Source organism: Candidatus Accumulibacter aalborgensis, assembly GCF_900089955.1.
GTDB lineage: Bacteria > Pseudomonadota > Gammaproteobacteria > Burkholderiales > Rhodocyclaceae > Accumulibacter > Accumulibacter aalborgensis.
This window is the reverse complement of the sequence record NZ_FLQX01000159.1, coordinates 16045-38641: the sequence shown is the minus strand read 5'-3', so window position 1 is coordinate 38641 and position 22597 is coordinate 16045. Positions and strand designations below refer to the sequence as shown.

18 protein-coding genes and 1 tRNA gene are annotated in these 22597 nt (G+C 60.8%); 5 read left to right on the top strand and 14 right to left on the bottom strand.

What is annotated here, in order from left to right; genetic code table 11:
* Positions 1-41: 41 nt before the first annotated feature.
* The 5 genes from cydB to ACCAA_RS20290 form a co-directional block, all read right to left on the bottom strand.
* Positions 42-1049, bottom strand: a complete 1008-nt coding sequence (cydB, locus tag ACCAA_RS20310; RefSeq protein ID WP_186409067.1) for a cytochrome d ubiquinol oxidase subunit II — start codon at positions 1047-1049, stop codon at positions 42-44.
* The gene (locus ACCAA_RS20305; protein WP_186409066.1) at positions 1046-2464 is read right to left on the bottom strand and encodes a cytochrome ubiquinol oxidase subunit I; all 1419 of its coding nucleotides are present in this window, start codon (positions 2462-2464) and stop codon (positions 1046-1048) included. The genes cydB and ACCAA_RS20305 overlap by 4 nt, the downstream gene beginning before the upstream one ends.
* Positions 2465-2741: 277 nt before the next feature.
* Entirely contained in the window at positions 2742-3689 is a 948-nt protein-coding gene (locus ACCAA_RS20300; RefSeq protein ID WP_186409065.1) for a DUF4399 domain-containing protein, read from the bottom strand.
* An 18-nt stretch (positions 3690-3707) separates the two neighbouring features.
* Positions 3708-4190 (bottom strand): single-stranded DNA-binding protein, encoded by a 483-nt coding sequence (ssb, locus tag ACCAA_RS20295; RefSeq protein ID WP_186409064.1) that lies wholly within the window; start codon positions 4188-4190, stop codon positions 3708-3710.
* 51 nt (positions 4191-4241) lie between these two features.
* Entirely contained in the window at positions 4242-5423 is a 1182-nt protein-coding gene (locus tag ACCAA_RS20290; RefSeq protein ID WP_245754705.1) for an MFS transporter, read from the bottom strand.
* A 103-nt stretch (positions 5424-5526) separates the two neighbouring features.
* Between ACCAA_RS20290 and uvrA the strand changes: the two genes are divergently transcribed.
* The 4 genes from uvrA (at position 5527) to ACCAA_RS20270 (ending at position 9753) form a co-directional block, all read left to right on the top strand.
* Positions 5527-8415, top strand: a complete 2889-nt coding sequence (gene uvrA, locus ACCAA_RS20285) for an excinuclease ABC subunit UvrA (protein ID WP_425394509.1) — start codon at positions 5527-5529, stop codon at positions 8413-8415.
* 170 nt (positions 8416-8585) lie between these two features.
* Positions 8586-8882, top strand: coding sequence for an HU family DNA-binding protein (locus tag ACCAA_RS20280; protein ID WP_281193224.1), 297 nt, complete (start codon positions 8586-8588; stop codon positions 8880-8882).
* Between the two features lie 105 nt (positions 8883-8987).
* Positions 8988-9590: a hypothetical protein gene (locus tag ACCAA_RS20275; RefSeq protein ID WP_186409060.1), complete on the top strand. Its 603-nt coding sequence runs from the start codon at positions 8988-8990 to the stop codon at positions 9588-9590.
* 87 nt (positions 9591-9677) lie between these two features.
* Positions 9678-9753 (top strand) — tRNA-Ala (locus ACCAA_RS20270).
* A gap of 1137 nt (positions 9754-10890) precedes the next feature.
* Here the strand turns inward: ACCAA_RS20270 and ACCAA_RS20265 are convergent.
* Entirely contained in the window at positions 10891-12507 is a 1617-nt protein-coding gene (locus tag ACCAA_RS20265) for an IS1634 family transposase (RefSeq protein WP_425394508.1), read from the bottom strand.
* Between the two features lie 293 nt (positions 12508-12800).
* Between ACCAA_RS20265 and ACCAA_RS20260 the strand changes: the two genes are divergently transcribed.
* Positions 12801-13085, top strand: coding sequence for a hypothetical protein (locus ACCAA_RS20260; RefSeq protein ID WP_245754704.1), 285 nt, complete (start codon positions 12801-12803; stop codon positions 13083-13085).
* Between the two features lie 230 nt (positions 13086-13315).
* On the opposite strand, the gene ACCAA_RS20255 is transcribed toward ACCAA_RS20260, so the two are convergent.
* From ACCAA_RS20255 to ACCAA_RS20220, 8 genes are all read right to left on the bottom strand, one after another.
* Entirely contained in the window at positions 13316-13963 is a 648-nt protein-coding gene (locus ACCAA_RS20255) for an MAE_28990/MAE_18760 family HEPN-like nuclease (protein WP_186409058.1), read from the bottom strand.
* On the bottom strand, positions 13960-15003 hold the full coding sequence (locus ACCAA_RS20250) for a DUF262 domain-containing protein (protein WP_186409057.1): 1044 nt from the start codon (positions 15001-15003) through the stop codon (positions 13960-13962). The genes ACCAA_RS20255 and ACCAA_RS20250 overlap by 4 nt, the downstream gene beginning before the upstream one ends.
* A 400-nt stretch (positions 15004-15403) precedes the next feature.
* The gene (locus ACCAA_RS20245) at positions 15404-18199 is read right to left on the bottom strand and encodes a phospholipase D-like domain-containing anti-phage protein (protein ID WP_186409056.1); all 2796 of its coding nucleotides are present in this window, start codon (positions 18197-18199) and stop codon (positions 15404-15406) included.
* Positions 18200-18260: 61 nt separating this feature from the next.
* A complete protein-coding gene (locus ACCAA_RS20240) occupies positions 18261-18746 on the bottom strand; it encodes a PIN domain-containing protein (protein ID WP_186409055.1) in 486 nt (161 codons plus the stop codon).
* Positions 18736-18990, bottom strand: a complete 255-nt coding sequence (locus tag ACCAA_RS20235; protein ID WP_186409054.1) for a UPF0175 family protein — start codon at positions 18988-18990, stop codon at positions 18736-18738. The genes ACCAA_RS20240 and ACCAA_RS20235 overlap by 11 nt, the downstream gene beginning before the upstream one ends.
* A gap of 35 nt (positions 18991-19025) precedes the next feature.
* On the bottom strand, positions 19026-21899 hold the full coding sequence (locus tag ACCAA_RS20230) for an anti-phage-associated DUF1156 domain-containing protein (protein WP_186409053.1): 2874 nt from the start codon (positions 21897-21899) through the stop codon (positions 19026-19028).
* Complete coding sequence (gene vapC / locus ACCAA_RS20225; protein WP_186409052.1) at positions 21896-22297, bottom strand: type II toxin-antitoxin system tRNA(fMet)-specific endonuclease VapC; 402 nt, start codon at positions 22295-22297, stop codon at positions 21896-21898. Before vapC ends, ACCAA_RS20230 begins: the two co-directional genes overlap by 4 nt.
* A complete protein-coding gene (locus ACCAA_RS20220; RefSeq protein ID WP_186409051.1) occupies positions 22294-22527 on the bottom strand; it encodes an antitoxin in 234 nt (77 codons plus the stop codon). Before ACCAA_RS20220 ends, vapC begins: the two co-directional genes overlap by 4 nt.
* Positions 22528-22597: the final 70 nt, after the last annotated feature.

The window sequence follows — 22597 nt, the reverse complement described above, 5'->3', positions numbered from 1 at the left end:
CCTGGCGGTGGATCAGTCTGGATCATGGTCCGCTTTCCCGATCAACCGTAGCCGCCGCGCACCTTGCCGCGGAACACCCAGTACACGCCGATGGTGTAGATGGCGACCACCGGCAGCACCACTACGCCGCCATAGAACAGGAAGCGCAGCGAGACGTCCGGTGCGGCGGCGTTAGCCACGGTAAGGGCATAGGGCACCATGTACGGCCAGAACATCACCCCCAGGGTGAGGAACGCGGCGACGAAAAACAGAGCGGTGCACGCAAACGGCAAGGCGTCGCGCCGCGCCCGCGCAGCCCATGCCGCCGACATTAATGCGGCCACGCCGAGCAGCGGAAAGACCCAGCCCCAGGCTCGATCGGCCAGGTGGCCCTGTGCCAGTGCACCGGTATCGACACTCAGCACGGTGGCGAAGGCCGCGGCGATGATCACGAAGACGATTGCCACCAGCCAGCCGATGCGCGTATAGGCCCAGTCGCGCAGCGCGCCGTCGCTCTTGAGGACGAGCCAGCCGGCGCCGAGCAGCGCATAGCCAAAAACCAGGCCGACGCCGGTGAGCACCGCGAACGGGTGCAGCCAGTCGAACGAGCCGCCGACATATTGACCGTCGGCGACGCGGATACCGCGCATCATCGCGCCCACGGCCGCGCCCTGCACGAAGGCGACAACGACCGAGCCGATGAAGAAACCCCAGTCCCACAGCCAGCGCATGCGCTGGCTACGGTAGCGGAACTCGAAGGCGACGCCGCGGAAGATCAGACCGAAAAGCAGCAACAGCACCGGGATGTAGAAGGCGCTCAGGAAGACCGCATAGACCGTCGGGAAGGTCGCGAAAAGGCCGGCGCCGACGATCACCAGCCAGGTCTCGTTGCCGTCCCAGAACGGCGCGATGGTGTTCATCATCGACACGCGCTTGGCCTCGTCGGCGGTGCTACCAAACAGAATTCCGACGCCCAGGTCGAAGCCGTCGAGGATCACATAGACCATGATCGCCAAGGCGATCACGCCGGCCCAGAACAGCGCCAGGTCGCTGGCTTGCAGCTCGCTCATGGCTCTTGTCTCCGGCTGCCGCCGGTGGCGGTGTCGGGATGGCCGGCAAAGGCCAGTGGCCGCTTGCCGGTGGCGCCGGTGACGCCGCTGCCTGGCTTGGCGTCCGCGCCGGGGCCGTCACGCAGCAAGCAGTAGATGTAGTGCAGCCCGAAACTGTATACCACCGCATAGACCACCATATAGCCGGCCAGCGAGAACGCCACGTCACCGGTGGTCAGCGACGGGGTGACCGCGTCCTTGGTGCGCAGCAAGCCATAGACCACCCAGGGCTGGCGGCCGACCTCGGCGGTGAACCAGCCGGTGAGCACGGCGACGAAGCCGCTCGGGAACGACAGGAAGGTGCCCCAAAGAAACCAGCGCTTCGTTTCGAGCGTTCCGCGCCAGCGCAGAAGGTTGCCGAACCACGACACGGCGAGCATCACCAGGCCCATGCCGACCATGATGCGAAAACCGAAGAACGGGATCACCACCGGCGGACGATCTTCCTTGGGGAAGGATTCAAGCCCGACTTCGGCCGCGGTCCAGTTGCCCGAGGCGATCATGCTGCCGAGCTTGGGAACGGTGATGGCGAACAGGTTGCGCTCACTGGCTTCGTCGGGAATGGCAAGCAGCACCTCGCTGGCCGGTTGCTCGTTTTCCCAGCGCGCCTCGATGGCGGCGAACTTGGCCGGCTGGTGCTTCAGAACATAGAGACCGGTCAGGTGCCCGAAATACAGTTGCACCGGAATGATCAGCGCCACCAGCGCGAGACCCCAATGCAGCATCACCCGGCCTTCATCGCGATGCACGTCGCGCAGTGTGTACCAGGCGCCGGAGGCAGCGACGCACATTCCGGTGGTCAGGAAGGCGGCGAGCAGCATGTGCGGCCAGCGCACCATCATCACTGGGCCGAGCACGATCTGCTGCCAGTCGGCGGGAATGATCTTGCCTTCGACGATGGTGTGGCCCAGCGGCACCTGCATCCAGCTGTTGTTGGCCAGAATCCAGAACGACGAGAACATGGTGCCCAGCGAGACCATGCAGCAGGCGAAGAAGTAGAAGCGCGGCGACACACGCTCACGCCCGAGCAGCATCACGCCGAAGAAGGTGGCTTCGAGCAGGAAGGCGGTGAAACCTTCGTAGCCGAGCAGCGGCCCCTGGATCGAACCGGTCTTCGCCGCCAGCACGCTCCAGTTGGTGCCGAACTGGAAGGCCATGACGATGCCGGTGACCACGCCCATGCCGAAGGATACCGCGAAGACCTTGAGCCAGAAGTCGAACACGCGCCGGTACAGGGTGTTGCCGGTAAATAGCCGCGCGCCTTCGATGGTCGCCAACCACGCCGCCAGCCCGATGGTGAAGGCCGGGAAGATGATGTGGAAGCTGATGACAAACGCGAACTGAATTCGCGACAGGATGACCGGGTCAAGTGCCATTGCCAATTCCATTTAACTGAAGTTTAGACACCCCCCGGTCGCGGGCGAATGCCAAAAAAATTTCGACTGCGCGAAAGATTCTTCGTCCCCCCGATCCACGAATCGCTCGGCCTGAAGGAAGTCTTCAAGGACTATAGCACCCTTTCCGAAATCGCCGAAACCCGTTGCGACACCGCCGCAGCCGCCGAGCGGGCGCAGAAGCGCAATGCCAAGCGCGTGCAACGGAAACGCCTCGCCGGCGGCACGAGCCAAGCCACCCAGGACCACGCTGCTGCGCTCATTTCGGCGCCTTGCTGCGACTGTTCCCGACGGTTTCCCTTTGTTTCCTGACTACCGAGATCGCCAATTCGTCTTTCAACAAGCGCTTGCCATCCACCGCCATAAAAACGACTTCAAGCTCGTAGTCACCCAGAGGCAGATCGACGACGGTTTCCGTCTCGCCATCCTTGAGCGCAACGGTGCTCACGGGAACCTTGTTCTTGCTCACATTCAGGACAAAATAGCCGGCGTCCTTGACCGGACTCCCGGCCGGCGCAACGCCGAAACCAATGACGCCCAGTTTCACCAGCAGCGGTGTCCCTACCGGCTCGCCGCTGCGGATGTTCTTTACATAAACAGCCTTGCCGGTGCCTGGCGGGGTCGTGATTTCGTCCTGATACCACTTGCTGCAGGTGTTGTCGAAGCGATCGGCGTCGATCTGCGGTGCCGGCGCCTGGTCACGCTTGCCGGCAACGGTGATTTTTATTTCCGGGCTGAAAACGAAATACGGGCGGTGCTGATGGTCGGCAAACAGCAGGCGTAGCGTGTGTTCCCCAGGCGACAAATCGAGCACCGTACCGGTCTGTCCTTTACCAAAATGCCGATGCGTATCCGAGAAGGGAAGCGGATCAGCAACAGCCGCCGGCAACGGCGTATCGATCAACAGGTGATGATGGCCGGTGTTGTCCTTCTGGTTGCCGGCCGGCATCACTCCCATGCCGCGAATGCCAAACTCGACCCACAAGGGGCTGCGCACCGTATAGCCGTTGGCCAGGTTGGAAAATGTCACCGGGGTCGAGTCAGGAACCAGGCTGAGCGAGGTTCTCTCCACGGTATATTTCAGCCAGCAGCGCCGTTGCAAGGGGTCTTCTGGCAAGGGCTTCGCGCCGACACCGAGCGAAACACCGATCAAACAGAGGCTGATACAGCGAAAAATCCAGCCCCGGAGAAAAATTGGCCAGTTCATCATCGCCTCCTCACCACGTTAGAACGGAATATCGTCGTCCATGTCGTCGAAACTCGGCGTCTTCTTGGCCGGTGCCGGGCGCGCGGCGCCGGTTCCGGACCCGGCCGACGACGACGGCATGCTGCCTCCGTATTCGCTTTCGCCGCTGGCCGGCGAGCCCATCCCCTCACGGCTGCCGAGCATCTTCATTTCGTTGCCGATGATTTCGGTGGTATAGCGTTCGTTACCGTCCTTGTCCTGCCACTTGTTGGTCCTGATGCGCCCTTCGACGTAGACCTGACGTCCTTTCTTCAGGTATTGGCCAGCGGTTTCGGCCAGTTTGCCGAAGAAGACGACCCGGTGCCACTCGGTACTCTCCTTGTACTCGCCCGACGCCTTGTCGCGAATACGATCGGTGGTCGCCATCCTGATGTTGCAGACGGCGTCGCCGCTCGGCAGGTAGCGGGTTTCCGGGTCAGCACCGAGGTTGCCGACGAGAATCACTTTATTGACCGAAGCCATGTTGCCTCCCTTAATGGTATGCGAGAAGAGATGAGCGCGATTATAAGGGGCTTATGCCTTCTGTTGCCGGCTTCGCAGGGGCGGCATGGTCATCGTCAGCCCCAGCATCAGCCAGACGATGGTCAGCACGGCGCCGCCGGCCCAGACGGCACCCGGGCCGGCATACTTGGCCAGCACGCCACCGAATACGCCGCCAAGAAAGAGTCCCAGCGCTTGCGTCGTGTTGTACACGCCGAGTGCTGCGCCCTTGGCGTGCGCTGGGGCCATCCGTGAAATCAGCGATGGTTGCGTCGCTTCGAGGATGTTGAAGGCAACGAAGAACAGCATCAGCCACAAGGACAGCGCGTAGAGCCCGGCGGAAAACAGGCCGAAACCGGCCTGAACGACCAGCAGGACGACGATGGCGGCATTGAAGACCAGTTTCATGCGCGCAAATCGCTCGGCAAGAACGATCGCTGGCACCATGATGACGAACGACAGCAGTAGTGCAGGCAGGTAGACCTTCCAGTGTTCGGCGACCGGCAGACCGCCGGTGCTGATCAGTTGTGCCGGCAGCAAGACCCACATCGCGGTCAGCATCAGGTGCAGGGCAAAGACACCGAAGTTCAGGCGCAGCAACTGGCGATCCGACAGGACTTCGACAAAGCTCCGCCAGGTGGGTTGGCGCGGAACCGCGGGTGCTGCCGGGACGACCTTGAGCACGACGAAGATGGCCAGCATGGCCAGCACCCCGGTCAGCGCGAAGATTCCGGGCATGCCGATGGTGACATAGAGCAGCGGCGCGCCGACCATCGAGATGGCAAAAACCAGACCGATCGACGAGCCGATCATCGCCATCACCTTGGTCAGGTGTTGCTCGCGCGTGAGGTCGGCGGCGAGCGCGGTGACCGCCGCCGAAATGGCTCCGGCACCCTGCAGCACACGACCGGCGATGACGACGTAGATGTCGTCGGCAAAGGCGGCAACGAAGCTGCCGGCGATAAACAGAACGAGCCCGAAAACGATCACCGGCTTCCTGCCAAAACGATCCGAAGCGGCGCCGTAGGCAATCTGCAGGCAGGCTTGGGTCAATCCGTAGGCACCCAGCGCGATCCCGACCAGCGCCACATCATTGCCGGATGGCAATTCCCTGGCATAGATCGAAAAGACCGGCAGGATCAGGAACAGGCCCAGCATGCGCAAGGCAAATACGGCGGACAGGCCGATTCCTGAGCGTTTTTCTTCGCTGCTCATACGGTCGGTGCTTGAGTCGGACATGGAATTTGGTAGCGGACTGCGGAATTGCGTATATTAGCAGGTTTGCCCAAGGCCCCCTGGCCTGCAGCCAATGGAAGAGATACGAACCATACGCATCCGCGGTGCGCGCACGCACAATCTGAAGAACATCGATCTCGACCTGCCGCGCAACCGGCTGATCGTGATCACCGGCCTTTCAGGTTCCGGCAAGTCTTCACTCGCCTTCGACACGCTGTACGCCGAGGGGCAGCGCCGCTATGTCGAGTCCTTGTCCGCCTACGCCCGGCAGTTCCTGCAGCGCATGGAGAAGCCTGACGTCGATTTGATCGAGGGGCTGTCACCAGCCATTTCCATTGAGCAGAAGGCGACCAGCCACAACCCGCGGTCGACCGTCGGTACGGTCACCGAAATCCACGATTACCTGCGCCTGCTTTTCGCGCGCGCAGGCACACCGTACTGCCCTGAACACCAACAGGCACTTGAAGCGCAGACGGTTTCGCAGATGGTCGATCATGTCCTGGCGCTGCCGGAAGGCACCCGGCTGATGATTCTGGCGCCCGTGGTCGCCAACCGCAAGGGCGAGCAGATCGACCTCTTTGCCGAACTTCGGGCGCAGGGTTTTGCCAGATTGCGGGTCGACGGCCAGGTCCATGAGATCGACGCTCTGCCGAAGCTTGCCAAGACGCACAAGCACACCATCGACGTCGTCGTTGACCGGCTGAAAGTGCGCGAAGACCTGCGCCAACGCCTCGCCGAATCGTTCGAAACGGCGCTGCGCCACGCCGACGGGCGCGCCATCGCCTGCGAAATGGACAGCGAGCGCGAGCATTTCTTTTCCGCCAGGTTTGCCTGCCCGGTATGCTCGTACTCGATACAGGAGCTGGAGCCGCGGATTTTTTCCTTCAACAGTCCGATGGGTGCCTGCCAGAAATGCGACGGTCTCGGCGTGATCCAGTTCTTCGACCCGAAGCGCATCGTCGCGCGGCCGGAGCTTTCGCTGGCTGCCGGCGCGATCCGCGGCTGGGACCGGCGCAACCCCTTCTACTTTCAAATGCTTTGCTCGCTGGCAGCGCACTACGGCTTCGCACTTGACACCCCATTCAGCGAACTCCCGGACAGCGTCCGGCACATCGTCCTCTACGGTTCCGGGCGCGAGGAGCTAGCCTTCAGCTATGCCAACGAACGTGGCCGGGCTACCGTTCGCCAGCATGCTTTCGAAGGCATCGTCGTCAATCTCGAACGTCGCTACAAGGAAACCGACTCGAACGCCGTTCGCGAGGAACTGGCCCGTCTGATCAGCAACAAGACCTGCCCGTCCTGCCACGGCAGTCGCCTGCGCGAAGAGGCACGCAATGTGCGCGTCGGCACGCGTGCAGAGGCGCGCACGCTGCACGAAATCAGTCGTCAGCCACTCGCCGAAGCACGCGATTATTTTCTCGCGCTGCGACTCCCCGGCAACAAGGCGCAGGTCGCCGAGAAGGTGCTCAAGGAAATCGTCAGCCGCCTGCAGTTCCTGATCAACGTCGGCCTCGACTACCTGTCACTCGACCGCTCGGCGGAAACGCTGTCCGGCGGCGAGGCGCAGCGCATCCGTCTGGCCTCGCAGATCGGCTCGGGGCTGACCGGCGTCATGTACGTGCTCGACGAGCCGTCTATCGGTCTGCATCAGCGCGACAACGAGCGGCTGCTGCAGACGCTGAAACAACTGCGCGACATCGGCAATACCGTGATCGTCGTCGAACACGACGAGGAAGCCATACGCAGCGCCGATTACGTGGTCGACATCGGCCCCGGCGCCGGCGTTCACGGCGGCTTCATCGTCGCCGAGGGCACCTGCGAGGCGATCATCGACAACCCCGCTTCGCTGACCGGCGACTACCTGGCCGGCCGCCGGCGCATCGGCATGCGCAGCGAGAGACGCCAGCCGAGCCCCGAACGATGGCTGCGGATCATGGGCGCGCGCGGCAATAACCTGAGGAACGTCTCGGTCGACATCCCGCTCGGGCTGTTGACCTGCGTCACCGGCGTTTCCGGATCGGGCAAGTCAACGCTGATCAACGACACGCTCTATACGGCGGCGGCCAGGCACCTCTACGGGGCAAGCGCCGAGGCCGCCGAGCACGACCGGATCGTCGGCCTCGATCACTTCGACAAGGTGATCAACGTCGACCAGAGCCCGATCGGCCGCACGCCGCGCTCCAATCCGGCCACTTACACCGGGCTGCTGACGCCGATCCGTGAATTGTTCTCGGGCGTTCCCGAATCCCGCTCACGCGGCTACGGCCCCGGCCGCTTCTCGTTCAACGTCAAGGGGGGTCGCTGCGAGGCCTGCCAGGGCGACGGCGTGATCAAGGTCGAGATGCACTTTCTGCCCGATATCTACGTACCCTGCGACGTTTGCCACGGCAAGCGTTACAACCGGGAGACTCTCGAAGTCCAGTACAAGAGCAAGAACATTCACGAGATTCTGCAGATGACCGTCGAGCTCGCACGTCAATTCTTCGACCCCGTGCCGGTCGTGGCGCGCAAGCTGCAGACACTGGTGGACGTGGGCCTAAGCTACATCACACTTGGCCAGGCGGCGACCACCCTCTCGGGTGGCGAAGCACAGCGCGTCAAGCTGGCACTCGAACTGTCGAAACGCGACACCGGCAGAACACTGTACATCCTCGACGAGCCGACGACCGGACTGCATTTCCAGGATATCGAGATGCTGCTCACCGTACTGCACCGTCTCGCCGACCACGGCAATACCGTGGTGGTGATCGAACACAATCTTGACGTCATCAAGACGGCTGACTGGCTGCTGGACCTTGGGCCCGAGGGTGGCGCTGGCGGCGGCCGCATCCTGGCCGCCGGAACCCCGGAACGAATCGCGGAAGTGGCGGAAAGTCACAGCGGACGCTTCCTGGCTCCTCTGCTGGCACGCCAGGGCGGAGCACAGGCTGCCGTCCTCTCGCCGCGGGAGAAAACCGGCCCCGACGGCTGAACACCCCTGGATGGCGACCAGGCTGGGTACGCGAAGCCCACCAAGGGCAAAAAGTTGTTTGGCGACGAGGAAATCCATGACAGAATCCAGCTTTTTACAGGCATCATCGCCCCTTTCCCTATACGCCCTCGAAATGCCCGAATTCAGATCGAGGAAGGCCTTCAACCACCATAGGAGCTACCATGAACAAGTCTGAAATGATCGACGCGATCGCCGCCCGCAGCGAACTCTCCAAGGCCGCCTCGGCAAAAGCACTGGACGCAGTCATCGAGACGATCGTTGACCGTGTGGCTCAGGGTGAAACCGTGACCCTGGTCGGGTTCGGCTCCTTCAAGGCCAGCGCACGCGCGTCCCGCGAAGGAAAGAATCCGAAAACCGGCGAAAAAATCCAGATCCCCGAGACGACCGTGCCAAAGTTTGCCGCCGGAGCAACCTTCAAGGCGAGGGTTTCTGCCAAAAGCGAGTAAAGTCTCCCCGCAGCAACCGAGGAACACTCGGCCATGACCAATGCCTTTTCTTCCTCGCCGTCAATCCACATCCTGTAGCCAAAACCCTCTAGATCGGAGTTACCCATGCGTATTCGTATCGCGCTTGCAACCGCAGCGCTTGTCCTCTTGCCACTTGCCGCATCGGCACAACAAGCCCCGATGAGCGAAGGCCTGACCGCAGTCGCCCCCGGCAAGTTTGCCGGCATGATCCAAGCCCGGGGCACCCTGGTGGTCGACTCGATCGACAAGGCGACGCGTAGCGTGGTCCTCAGGAATGCCAAGGGCGAGACGACGAAGGTCGTTGCCAGCGACAAAGTCAAGAATTTCGACCAGATCAAGGTCGGCGACAATCTCGTCGTCACCTATACCCAGGGACTGGTGATGACGCTCAAGAAGGGCGGCGGCGCACTTCGCGAGCGGATCGACAGCTCGGAGACGGGCTCCGCAGCGAAGGGTGAAAAGCCTGCTGGTTACGAAGTGAAAGAAGTGACCTTCGTCGCTGATGTGCAGCAGGTTGACCTCAAGCATCAGACCATCACCTTGCGTGGTGCAACGAGGATCGTTCGTTTGAAGATCAACGACCTCGAGCAACTCAAGCTGATCAAGAAGGGTGACCAGGTCGAGGGCGTTTTTGCCGAAGCCGTTGCCGTCTCTGTCGTACCGGCGCACGCCAAGGCGAAGAAGTAGCCCAGGCCTTTCGAGCGGCGGGCAGACATGCGCCCGACCCTCGGGATTGACGCGTGAACGCACGACGCGTAGAATCCATGCGGTTTGGGGGGCATAGCTCAGCTGGGAGAGCGTCTGGTTCGCAATCAGAAGGTCGGCGGTTCGATCCCGCCTGTCTCCACCAAGAAATCAAGCACTTAGGCCACTCTTTAGGGTGGCCTTTTTGTTGTCTGGCCTTCATGTAGCCACCATGTAGCCAAATACGGGCAATCCGCTTCAACGTCGCCAAAGAAAAACCCGGCGCGGTGCCGGGTCGGTCTGGTCGTGTTGCCGGTTACGCGGTAACCCCCGCACCCTTGCTGAAACGTTGCTATCGCCTGCCCGCGCCCTAGCCAAAACCTCACCATCCTCGCCCATCGAGGGGTTGTCCCAAATGGCATCCTATTTCATCCTATATTCCGATACCCTTGCCCTGTGCAGCGGCCCGGATGCCCCCAACAAGGCCACAGGAACGCGCCACAGCGAACGATCAAGCTGACCGGCTGATCCCCATACCCCCGGCTCACTCCGGCCCCGTAGGCTGGAAAACATCGGCCCGGAAAGCGCGGCAGTGACGGACACCATCGCGCCGTCCGCGACCATGGCCCGTTGTCGGTGGCGGTCAAAAAACGTGGAATTCTGGCGTCGAACTTTTCCCAGGCGCAAGAATTGCTTTTGCGCTGCACGGAAGCGGCGTCCCGTAGCCGGGTCAAGGGCAGGCTGCGGCCTTATGCAGCCTGGCGTAGCGCACCCTTTACGCGGCGTAGGGGCGATATGCTGATGCGTGGCAGTAAGTGCGGCAGTATCGCGCTTACTGCCATGCAAACTGAGCATTTCTGCCGCCAAATTTGTGCGGGTTTGCACCGCCGGCAACACCCGTCAGTGGATACCTGCCTGCAACCATCGCCGGACGCCTCGCCGACTGTTTCAGTGGCCCCCGCCGCCGGCCTGCGGAATAGGGGAGCGCCGACGTTCAGGTACGACAGCACCGCCTTGGTCGTCAGTCGCTCCATCCCGCAGTCAGGCAGCCGCCGCCCTGGTCATCGAAGCCGCGCAGGTTCATGGACTCGGGGCACAGGTGCAGGTCAAGCCCTTCAGGCTCATTCGAGGGCCTGTATTTTTTCCAATACCCCATATGCCGGACCTAAAAGACCTAAACAATTCGGTTTGGTCGGCGCCATCGTGCCCCCCGACGGATCTTCCCCCAGCCAGCAAGCGCAGTTATGCTAGAACTATCTGTTTTTGTTAAAAAAATAGCCAATGCTGCAAAAGCGGCGTCTGCCTACACGGCACGCTTGTCGGCTTTTGGCTTGAGCGGGAAGGACAGGCCGATGGCCTCGAGGATTTTGGCCTGTTGTTCGTCCGGGCGTGGCAGGTGAGGGTGACGCTGACCGTTGCGGTCGGTGCTGTAGAGATAGGTCAATCGTCCGAGCGCCACCAGGGCGTCGTCCGGAGTGATGGCTGCGGGGTCGTCTTCGGTGCTGCCGAAGGTCCGGTGCAGATCGGCTTCAAACCGCCGCGTGATCTTCAAGGCGAGCATCGCCACGAAGACATGCGCCTTGGTCCGCTCGGCCTTGCGCAGGAAGATCGGGCGAATCTCCAGGAAGGTGGTTTTCACGGTACGGAAGTTGCGCTCGACTTTTTGCAGATCGCGATAACGCGCATCGACCGTCTTCGCGTCCATCAAGGTCAGCGGCACATCGGTTTCCAGCAGATAGCAGCCGTCGAGCAGGGCGTCTTGCGCTTTGGCCTCCTCGTCGAGGGTACAGACAATGGCGCGTTCTTTCAGCGTCAGGGTGACAAACGCGCTGAGCTTGTGGCTCTTGGCCCAGCGCTGCAAGGTGGCCAGGCCTGCCGCCGCGCTGGCGCGCCTGGAGTTCTTGACGAAGGCGTTACGTTCGGCGATCTTCGCTTGCAACTGCGCCAACTTGTCCTCTCGCCGCCGCCTCTCGCGCACCCGCACGGTTTCGTTCCGGCGCACGATCAGGCGCTTGTCGTCGTGCTCCACCTCGCACAGATGGGTATCGAACAGATCCGTCTGCAACACGCCCTCCTTGAGGAAGGTGCGTATCTGAGCGTCAGTCAAGGCCGTGATATAACGGAAGCCCTCCGCCGACAGCGCGGCCTTCCCCTTGGCCTTGATCATTCCCCGATCGCCCACCATCACCACCTCGGCAATCCCGAACTGCTCCTTCAGGATCGTGATCTGGCTGGCCACCGTCGTCGGGTCCGCGGTGTTGCCTTCGAAGACGCGCACCGCGAGAGGCTCGCCGTCCTCGGCGGTCAACAAACCGATGACAATTTGCTGCTTGCCGCGCTTGCCGTCGCGGTTGTAGCCGTATTGCCCCAGCTCGTTGCATTCCCCTTCGAAATAGCTGGAGGTCACGTCGTACAGCACCAGGACCGGTGGTTGGCCCTGCTCCTTGACGTAGGCCTGGTACAGTTCTCGCTCGATGCGCTCCTGCTGGCTCGCCAGCCAGTCCAGCGCGGCATAGAGGTCGTCCTCATCAAAGCCCTCCACCCCCAACACATCGGCCACCGTGTGCTGTTTCGCCCAGCGTACCGCCGACAACCGCGACCCCCCATGCGCGATACGCGCGAGAATCAGGAACAGGTTGAGCTTGCTTTCCGCAGCGCTACCCAGCACCCGCGTGATGCCCACTTGGTCGGCCAACTGCTTGAGGGCCAACAGCACCCCAAAAATCTCGCCGCTGGTCATCTCTCCCGACCAGTCGTCGAATTCGCCCTTCACCAGACGTTCCATGGCCACGACTCGTTCCGGTGCCCAGTTCGTCAGATTGGCGATGGTTCGTGTGCAGACTTTGCCGCCCTCGCGATAGGACTCGCGAAGCAGGATGGCCGGCCTGGATTTGCGGTTGGGGACGCGGGCGATGTACATGCCGACAATAAAAGCACTTATCCAATTGTTTGTCAAGCACTATTATTCTATTTACATGCCTACATTTTTGCCGATTTTCGGATTTCTTTCAATTAATCAACGACTTACCTCAAGGGCTCCGGGAAGGTCCGCCCGAACGCGGGTCGCTCGGTTCCACTCCCTCCCTTTCTTGCGCGCCGCATCCTATTTTAGGATGTCGCGCTTTCCTCGCAGGGAGTCGGGCATAGCAAGGTTTCCACAAGGGTAGCACCTGCGCGCGGTGCTCAGTGGCAATCGAGGGCAGCCCGGCGCCGATGGCGACCATCGACAACACGATGATCAAGGCGATTGCTCGGGCTTTTCGGTGGCAGAAGTTGCTGGAGAACGGGACCTACGGGTGCCTGGAAGAGATCGCTAGGGCGGAGAAGATCGGTGCGTCGTTCGTCAGCCGTGTGGTGCGGCTGGCGCTGCTGGCACCGGACATCGTGGAAGCGATCCTGGCGGGCAAGCAGCCGGCATCCCTGACCTTGAAGGATCTGATGGCGCCGTTTCCGGTGGAGTGGGCGGGGCAGCGGACGGTGTTTGGGATGGTGAGATAATCCTGCCGTCGGTTCGGATAGCTGGCTAAAGAAATGCTTGACGCTCGAAATCCCAATGGGTACATCATAAAAGAGCAATTCATTGCCTAATAGAGACGACCCATATGACCTTTTCCTGCCTTGGATATTTCCTTGACATGAAATTACGGTAGATGTCTCTATTCTGGCCCTTCTCGCTCAATACGCCAGCCTTGGGCAGTTCCTTCGGTCCTTCCCTGTGTCGCGGGGCCTTACTTTTCTACGAAAGAACTATTCTGGATGCAACCCTCGATTTTCTGCTGGAAGGTTTCGAGAAGCATGCGAACTTCTCGGTCGGCTTCGTTGTATTCGTCAAAATTAATTACCATTTTCTCGCCGTGCGCGATGGGATTCCGGCGCCCGAGCAGTTTCTCGTCAATCAGATTCTGCTTCGACTCAAAGTCGCCAAAGGGAATGTCGATAATGCGGAGAATCTTTCTGAGCACGATAGAATTCAGATTTGACTCTGCGTCGATCATATCATCCGAAAGTTTCTTGTCCGGCCTGCTTTTCCAGGCTTGCATCACGTCTAGAAAGCCCACCGGCGTTTTCGAGTGAGGATAATCCCCTTTGCGCTGAATGCAGCGCCACATGCGCAGTGTCTGGTAGTGCTCGTTCAGGGGAGCGTTAAAGCGAGCGATTCTTTCGTTAATGTGGGTAATGTAGGTTTCTGAGGAAAACTTTACAAACCCTTCCCAATGCGCATACAGGATCAAGATCCCCGCGCGCATCATAATCGCGCGCGCCTCACCATCGGATCCTGCCACTCGTTGCTTGAATGAAGAAATCTCTTTCTTTCGCCATGCGCTGTCTGACTGGATGGCGTCCAGACACTGCTCCGCAGTCACATACTTGGTCATCGCTGGAAATGGGTTCGAGCGAACGGGATGATGTTCACGATGCGGTCCGTGCCGCGCACTCCAGATCCCTGCTTGTTCTTGAACTCCTGCTTCTCCCACATACTTTCGACGCGTTGCTTAAACTCGATATATTCATTGGGATCGTCAGGGTTCCACGCAGAAATATTGTGCCCGAGACCGATAGCAATGGCCTCGAAAGCGGAGACCTGCGACATGCCCAGGAATCGACCCTTAACTGCATCGTATCTGCGGAAGGCGTTCGCTCCCAATGCCGCATTGATGAGCTTGAAGGTACGGTCGAACACCTCGCGCTCCTGCGCGAGATCCATTGTACTTGTGGCGATCTCGACGAGTGACTCAGAGAGGAAGTTGCCCACGTCAAACATCTGACTCCGTACCACTTGCATGTCGGCCGTACGAAGGGTGATAAAGCGTGCTACGAGTTCCAAGTCGTAACGCTCCTCCTTCGCGCGGTCCGTGATAGCGATGCATTCTTCGAAGTCAGGGTTTTCGGCAAATTTTTCAAAGGCATTGAAAAACTTGACGTTAGCCATGATCAGGAGGCAGTTCCGAACCTCTTGCTCCGATAGTCTGCTGCCACCTGTATTTATCCTCTCGAACAAATCATACTTAGCGGCGCTGTCGCTCTCGCGCATGATGATGTTGATGTCTATCTTGGCGCGCTTGATGTCGATGCGCTGCCGAAGCGTTAGGCTATCTGGATCTTTCTCATCGTCGACGTTCTGCCAAACTTTGTTCTCTAGGGACGGTAGGTACTTCGCCTTCGTGAGTCTGGACGGTGGAGCATTCTGTTTGTCAAGACCTACCAACATACCCGCGAACTCGAAGACTGTGGACAGCCGCTGGAGTCCGTCGATGAGATCCCAAACACCATCTTCACCCTGAGAAACGAAGATCGAGGGTATGGGGATGCCAAGTAGGATTGATTCGATAAAGCGCGTTTTCTGCTCAGGCTTCCAGCGGAACATTCGTTGGAAGTTTGGATTAATATTCAGCTCTTTCGAACTGTAGAGATTCATGATCTCCCCGATCGACATGGCATATGAATCAGTCTTTATGGCGCGTCGTCGGGTTTCGATCTCATCAGACAATGGCATGGCACAAGCTTTCGCAGGTGAAAAGATAGAGCATGCTAGGCGAAAAAACTAAGAAGGTGTTGAGCAATTCCTCACCTCTCTGCGAACATCGCGCGCATCTGTTGTTCTGCCACTTACGCTCGCTCACCAGCTTGCCCACGCAAGGCGAGGACATATCCGACGAGCAGACCTCGTGGAAGTTACACTGGCGCGCAACCAGCCGGCGTATCTGATGTTGAAAGACTTGATAGCAGCAGTTCCGGTAGAGTGGTCGGGGTAGCGAGCGCAGTTTGCGCATCGATGGTGGCGGGAATCTTGTAAAGTTATCATGGTAACCACAAGATCACCACCCCCGACAAAGCTGCTCCTTCACCGCTTGAGGATCAAGAACCAAAGAGCAGCTTTCCCAATCGGCATCCTCAACCTTGCTGTATTTCGCATCAAACGGATTGCGGGTAGCCGCGGCTCGATCGATAAGCTGCTGGGCTTCCTGTTCCTCATCCAGCGCAATCTTGACCCACACATCTTCCAATGTGTCAGGGATCTGGCCGAAGAGTTGATGGATGGATTCCAGCCGGTCGGCCAACACCTGATGCACTCGGTCTTCCACGGAGTCGCGGTAACGCAGATTGGCGATCCAGATTTCGCTACGGGCCTGGCCGATGCGCTGGATACGGCCCTTCCGCTGCTCCAGGCGCGTCGGGTTCCACGGCAGGTCGATATTGATCAGCGTCCCGAGTCGTTGCAGATTCAAGCCCTCGGAAGCCGCATCCGTTCCCAGCAGCAGCTTGAGTTCTCCGGCCCTGACACGCGCCTTGAGTACTTCTCGCCCGCAGCGCTGGAACCTGCCTTCGCGCCAGACGCCTGAGCGGTTGCTTCCCGCGTAAAGCCCTATTTCCATCCCGGCAAACTCGGCGCGTCTTGCCAGTTCATCGCCGATCCAGCGCACCGTGTCGTAATACTGCGAGAACAGGATGCAACCGAGATCAAGCCAGCGACGCGTGACACCTGGATGGGTACCGCGAAGATAGCCGATCAGTGCTTCCAACTTCGGGTCGTTATTGCCGCCCTGTTTCAGCAGGTCGAGGCAGCGGCGTAGCGATTTCAATTCCCCATCAGTAAAGTTCTTGAAATCGCTGCTGCCCTGAGGTGGTCGGCCAACCTGAGCAGGCGTTTCTTCTTCGGCATCATCTTCATCCTCGTCATCGGGGGTGTCGGGTTCTTCGCCAAGGAGTTTGCTCACGGTGCGGCGCCCCGCTTCCATCGAGCTGCCCATGCGCCGCAACAACAGCGTCTTGAAAAAACCCGCCCCTTTGACCCGTTGCTGGAGGAGCAACGAAAACGCTTCCGCCTCCTGATACGCTTCGCGCAGGTAGCCACCGAGAGCGAGAGCGCCCTGGTCTTCCTCGCCAAACAGCTTCACCGCGACCTTGGGTAAGAGATAGGCGCCCGTGGCCGGATTGATCGTCGCTTCGAGATAGGCACGGGTTCGGCGCACGATGCAGCGCAGCAAGGGATTGAAGTTCTCGCCGTAGTGCGGGAGCAGGCGGTTCTGAAGCTGGACGCGGCGGATCGCGAGCGACAGCTTTTCCAGACTCTCGGGGCTGAATTGCCAGCGCGTGTCGCTGGCATCGAGGCTCCGGCGAATGCGGTCGAATGCGGGATCTTCGAACCGCGACGGCAGCGGGTCGCGAACGTATTGCCAGCCATCGCGCACGTCACGCGTTGGCACTGCGGCATCGCCGGTAGCGATGGCGAGGCAATGACTCGGCTGAAACCAGGGGCTGGTATGCGTCCAGCCGCCGAGCACACCCTCGTTGCCGTGGGAAAGAACGTGCAGCAGATCCCATGCCTCGACCGGGTGCAGTTGTACCGGGGTCGCGGTGGCGAGCAGCATGCTTTTCGTCTTCGGGCCGATCTGCCGCAGAAACGCCATCAACTTGTTCGGGTCGGCCCGTTCGTCGACTTCATCGGCGTCGGCGTCTACCTTCGGCACCTTGCGGCGGCGAGCGCGGTGGGCTTCATCGACGATGACACAGGTGTAGCGCCGGCCGAGCAGTTGATTGATCGCTTCCGGCAGACCGCGCACCACCAGACCCTGCGAAACCAGACCGATTCGACGCGGGCATTTGCCGAGCGACTTCGCCCCTTCAGACGGGTATTCCAGATCGTTCTCGTCAACCCAGGCGCGGCCATTCCAGCGGGCCGAAGGCAGCAGGAGCAGTTCCATCAACTCATCCTGCCACTGCTGAAGAAGCGGCTTGGGGGCAAGGACCAGAATCGGGCCGCCGTCAGGCTCGTCGAGCGCCATCAGGAGCGCGGCCATCGCAAGCTGAACGGTTTTTCCCAGACCGACCTGATCGGCCAGAACCAGACGCGCACCTCCTAGCCGGTGCCGTTCCAAGGCCAGGTGGGCGAAATACTTCTGGTGCGGCCAGAGACCTTGTTCGCGACGATAGACCGGCGTTTCCACCGCAGCAGCGGCTGCGGCGCCGGTGGGGTCGGCGATAGCCTTGATGTCCGCTGGTTCGATGACCTTCCGTGCAATGATGCGCCGTACGTCCTGCGCGATGAACGGGCAACAGGCGAGATCCACGGCGCGGGCATCGTTCCACAGCGCATCGAACTCCTCCTGCACCCACGCAATCGTTTGCGGGTCGCTGTCTTCCCACAGCAACTCATAGTTCAGCTTCCAAGCCGATGCACTTTCGTTGACGCTGCCCAAGAAAGCCGTCGCCGATCCGTCAGCACGCCGCACGACCCCGGCTTTGCCATGGATCAGGCCGAACGCCGAATCGGGCAACACCCGCACTTCAACCTTCTTGCTGGTCAGGGCTGCGTAGAGGGCACGGTAACGCGGCAGTGCGGCGGGTGGCGCTTCCTCTGGCTTGCCGGAACACCAGCTTCGGCGCAGCGCGGCTTGCGCCGCCGCCGCCGTGATTAGGTCTTGCGGATCGAGATCGGAGTTGCAGACGATGCGCACCGGCCCCGCCACACTGGCGATGGCTTCCCCGGCCACCTCGAACAAGCTGGAGCGAAAGTAACCGGCGATGCGGTCGTAGGCAACGGCCCCGTCCAGACGCTGGTTCAGGACCGTCTGGTCGAGCCGGCTACGGCGGCTGGAATGGCGCGTGAGCATTGGCACAGGCAGGGCTGAAGGTCAATGCCAAACCGTCATGGAAGGCCAAGGTCGACGCATCCTATTCGCCCGCCTGGGTTTTCAGAATCCGAACGATGTCGTCGGAAAGCCACAACCCCGAATTTCGCAGTTTTTCGATTCCGTCGCCGACAGAAGTCAGCAAACCGCGACGTTTGGCGAGTACCAACAACCCGCCCGTACCCAGCATCGGAATTCCCAGCGTCCGAGCACAGCGCCGGGCGTCCATATCATCAATCACGGCGCGCAGCGGCGGGTTTGCCAGCGCATGGCTCAAGACCGCCGTCTCGCCAGCGCCGAGATCCCATGCGGCAACCCGAGGCGAACTCACAACGTCCGCACGCACTGGCCAGGATTGCTCACTCAGCTCTCGCGCGGCGCGGTCTCCCTGCCCCTGCACGACCACTTCCCGCCATACGGCTTCCGGCACCACGATGTGCTTGAACAAGCTCGGCAACAAGCCACCCTGGCCACTACGGAACAGCGTGATCAACGGTGAGGCGTTGATCACCACCGCATCAATCCGCATCGCGCAGTTCCTCGCTGACTTCCTCCGCCGTGTATTGGAAAGGGCTGACCTTATAGCGCGAGAGGGCATCAATGAAACCCGCCCGAGTCAGGCCCGCGATCTCGGCGGCGCGGCCTTGGGAAAGCCGGCCGAGTTCATACCATTTGACGGCGGCGGCGACGCGCATCTCCTGCGCAAATTCCTTGGGCGCTTGATGCAAGGTGGCGAATGCCGATTCGGGCAGGTCAAGGGTTACTTGCGTCATGTGGGTCTCCTTTGAGCAGGCTGGGATGGGTCACATCAGGCGTGGTCATTACGCAGGCGTCCGGCAAGGATGCGGGCGGCTTCCGAGTCGGCGGTCCATTCGTTCATTCCCTCGGCGTGGGCCAGCGCAGCAAGCCATTCGAGTAGCGCGACGAAGCCTTCACGTTTGCCCCAGTAGCCTTGCCCAAAGGTATCGCGTAGGTATTGCCGGCCAGGCTCCGGGCTGTTGTCGGCGGCAGCGGTTTCGCGGATGGCGAACATCAGGTGCCGCAGCGGTGAAACGGCAAACGGGTGGGGCGCGCCGGCACCCACGCGGCCACGGCGTGCCGGCAGTGCCGCGTGATTGGACTCCGCTCCCAGGACGGGTGCAAGCAAGCTCGCTGCCAGGCCAGCGGGGGTGAACATACGGGTGCCGTTGGCCTTGTCGCTCTTCAGCAGGGGACGGATGTCGGTGACGCCGAAGCCGCGCGCCAGCTCTTCATACATACCCTTGCGGCGCTCTCCCCGGCTCTCGATGTCCAGCGCCCGCAGATAGTAGCGCTCGACGAGCGACAGCTCGCGCCACGAGGTGTCCAGCCCGCGCGGGACGAGGGTGTCGCAGGCGATGCCAAGAGCGCGCTCGATGACGGTCTGGAAGTCGCTTTTCTCGTTCCTGGCGCGCACGGCAAAGACTTCGTGCTCCACGTCCTTGCCATCGAGGTTGCCATATTGGGTGAGTACCTTGAGCGCCGCGGCGTAGGCCGCGAGTTGGTAGTCGGCGTCGTTGAAGTTGGGCTCGCCGTCTTCGTCGAGGGCCAGCATCGACGCGATCTGGCGTTTCACTTCGTCCTCGACCATTGGATAGACCTCGTCGAGAAAACCAGGCTCGCTGGCGATCCGCTTGCGCAGGACCAGGCAGACGGTGCCTTGCACGTAGTTGCCTTTCTTGATCCCGGCGGCTTCGGTCTCGGTGCTGATTGTCCAGGCCGCGGTAGCCTTGAGACCAGCAGCCCAGAGGATCATGCCAAGATCGGCCCAGACCGCCGGGTTCTGATGGGTGAACATGACCATCTGCAAGCCGTTGTCCGGCATGTGGCGGGCGAGTTTGCGGTAAATTTCGACCATTGAGCGACGAAAGTCCTCCCCATCACCACGCACGGCGAGTTCGGCGCGGGCATCGGGCGTCCATTCGGGGAAGGCTCTGGCCAGTTGCTTGTCGTACCAGGCAAGGAAGAAGTCGCCGAGTTCGTGGTAATTGACTGCGTCGGCGTAGGGCGGATCGGTGATCCACAGGTCGCAGGTTTCTCGGAGGTCGCGGGCGTCTGCTTGCGTTAACTTTCCAAGCAGACCGACGTTGTTTTCGCTGGCGTCAGCAAGGATCGAAAAAGTATCCCCCAACTTGCTAAGCGCTCTTGTAGCGTAGTTGAAATGACAGTTCAAAGCTTGGTTATAGAATACTTGATTACCCTTCTCGTTCCCGGCGTGAAACATCCAGGCACTGAGCCGAGCGTTCCAGTCCGCCATGCGTCCAAGGCCAAGCAGGCATGCGACGCAAGCTTGCTTCGAGACAGCTAGGCGTTGGCTAGATTCCCCCAGCAATCCATGCGTCAACAACTGCCGCGGCGTGAAGAGGTGATGCCAGTGGGTCCAGCCGCGTTCGCGGAAAAGGCGGTCGGTTTCTGCGCCACTTTCAGGAATCGCCCTGGACGGGATGAAGCCCTCGCGTTGCCAGTCGGCAAATCGTTCGCGCAGCAGTTCGAGCACTTTGGCTTCGCGGGCAAGGTCGGCCGCATCGGGGGCGGCATAGCGGCGGATTTCTTTGGGCCGGCCATTCCTGATCACCGTCTTTACCCAGCGAATGCAGTAAAGCCGTTCCTGAAACACATCACCTGGGCGGGGCACGAGGTCGTCGTTGCTCCAGCGTCGCAGACCTTCCGGGCCGCGCAAGGCTTCCACCGACCACGTACGGGTGGCGTCGAAGGGATCAACGACGCGGCTATCCGCCACCGTCGCCCCTTCCTTTTCCTTGTAGCGTTTCAGTTCGGCATCTGAAACCACGGCGATCTCCGGCGCAAGAAAATCGGCGTTGGCGACACGGATCCAGCGCGCCACGACCCTGGATTTCTCGCCAATGAGCCAACTGGGCGCCAGCGGAATGAAGTAATCGCAACCCTCCGGCTTGACCTCCACGCAGTAGAGGTAGGCGTCGGCCCGTTCACCCAGTGCGTTGTGCTCGATGCCCCATTCCGTAACCTGGCGGTCGGCAACAGCCAGGGCCTCCGCCTGCACGCGCATGACATCTTCCTGCACTTCCCTGCCACCGCCGAGCAGGTTGAGGCTGGCCCAGGTGAGCAGTCCGGCAACGGGGTTGAGGTCGGACCCGAAAGCATTGCATCCGATGCGCGCCGCCTCGAAAGGGATGGAGCCACCGCCGCAGAAGCTGTCTCCGACGCGCGGCGTGTGGCCGAACGTACGCTGACCAAGTTGTTCGACCAGTTCGCCAAGGCTCGTGGCGGTGGTGCCGAGGTGGGCGTTGATCTCCCTCCAGGCTGCCAGCGTCGGACCGGGGATGTTCTCCGGCCGTTCGCAGTAACGCAGTCGCTCTGCGTAGGACAGCGCATCGAAGCTCCTCCGGCTTATGTCGGGATCTTCGTGGCGCCACGGCACACCTGCCCCTTTTTCCTTGAGGCGCTCCCATACGCCTTCGTCGTCCATGGTGAGAATCCGGAGGAAGATCTCACGGTCTTTCCGTGCATCGCTGGATGCCGGCATCAGCATGCCGAGAATGGCTGCCCGGACGAGAATCAGCGGCTTGCGCCCCCACCATTTACCCAGACGGGTGAGCGTCTGACCATTATTTGCCTTGCGCTCCTTGTACGACTCGGCCGAAAGGCGGGCGATGGGGAACTGCGTTTCAATGAAGGTGCTCATTCGGTAGCCGCCCAGTTTTCCAGTTGCAGGCCCCGGACTTTGGAAAACTCGCGAGTGTTGTTGGTGACCAGCACGGCATTGACGCTCAGTGCGTGCGCAGCAATCAGGGTGTCCAGGGAGCCAATCGGTTCCCCCCGGCGCTCCAGGTCAGCGCGCAAATCACCATAAGCCCACATGGCCGCCCTATCAAAAGGGAGGACTTCCAGCGGAGCCAGAAACATTTCCAGCGCCTGGCGATTGCGCACCGAGGCGCTTTTGGCAACGCCAAAGGCAAGTTCCGCAGCCACCACACTCGACAGCCCGATGTCACCCAGTCGGTACTGATGAAAACGCGCCAGCACTTCGGGCGGTCTGGTGTTGATGATGTAAATGCAGATATTGGTGTCAAGCAGAATCATGCGGTAATCTCGGCACGAACCTGCGCCGCCGGCTGCTCCCGTGTCATGACAAAGCCAGGCTCGAAGGACGAGAGCGCGGTTTCCAGCGTTTGCCAGGGGTCATCCACCGGTAGCAGGAGGACGCCATTGCCGAAATGCTGCACCACCACTTCGGTGCCGGCAAACCGGTATTCCTTGGGTAGCCGAACGGCCTGGCTGCGGCCCGATTGAAAAAGGCGTGCGGTATCCATGTGAAGCTCCGAAAAAGGTAATTACCAATGATAGCTACTTCTTGTCGCAGTGTCAGCCGAAGATCGAGGA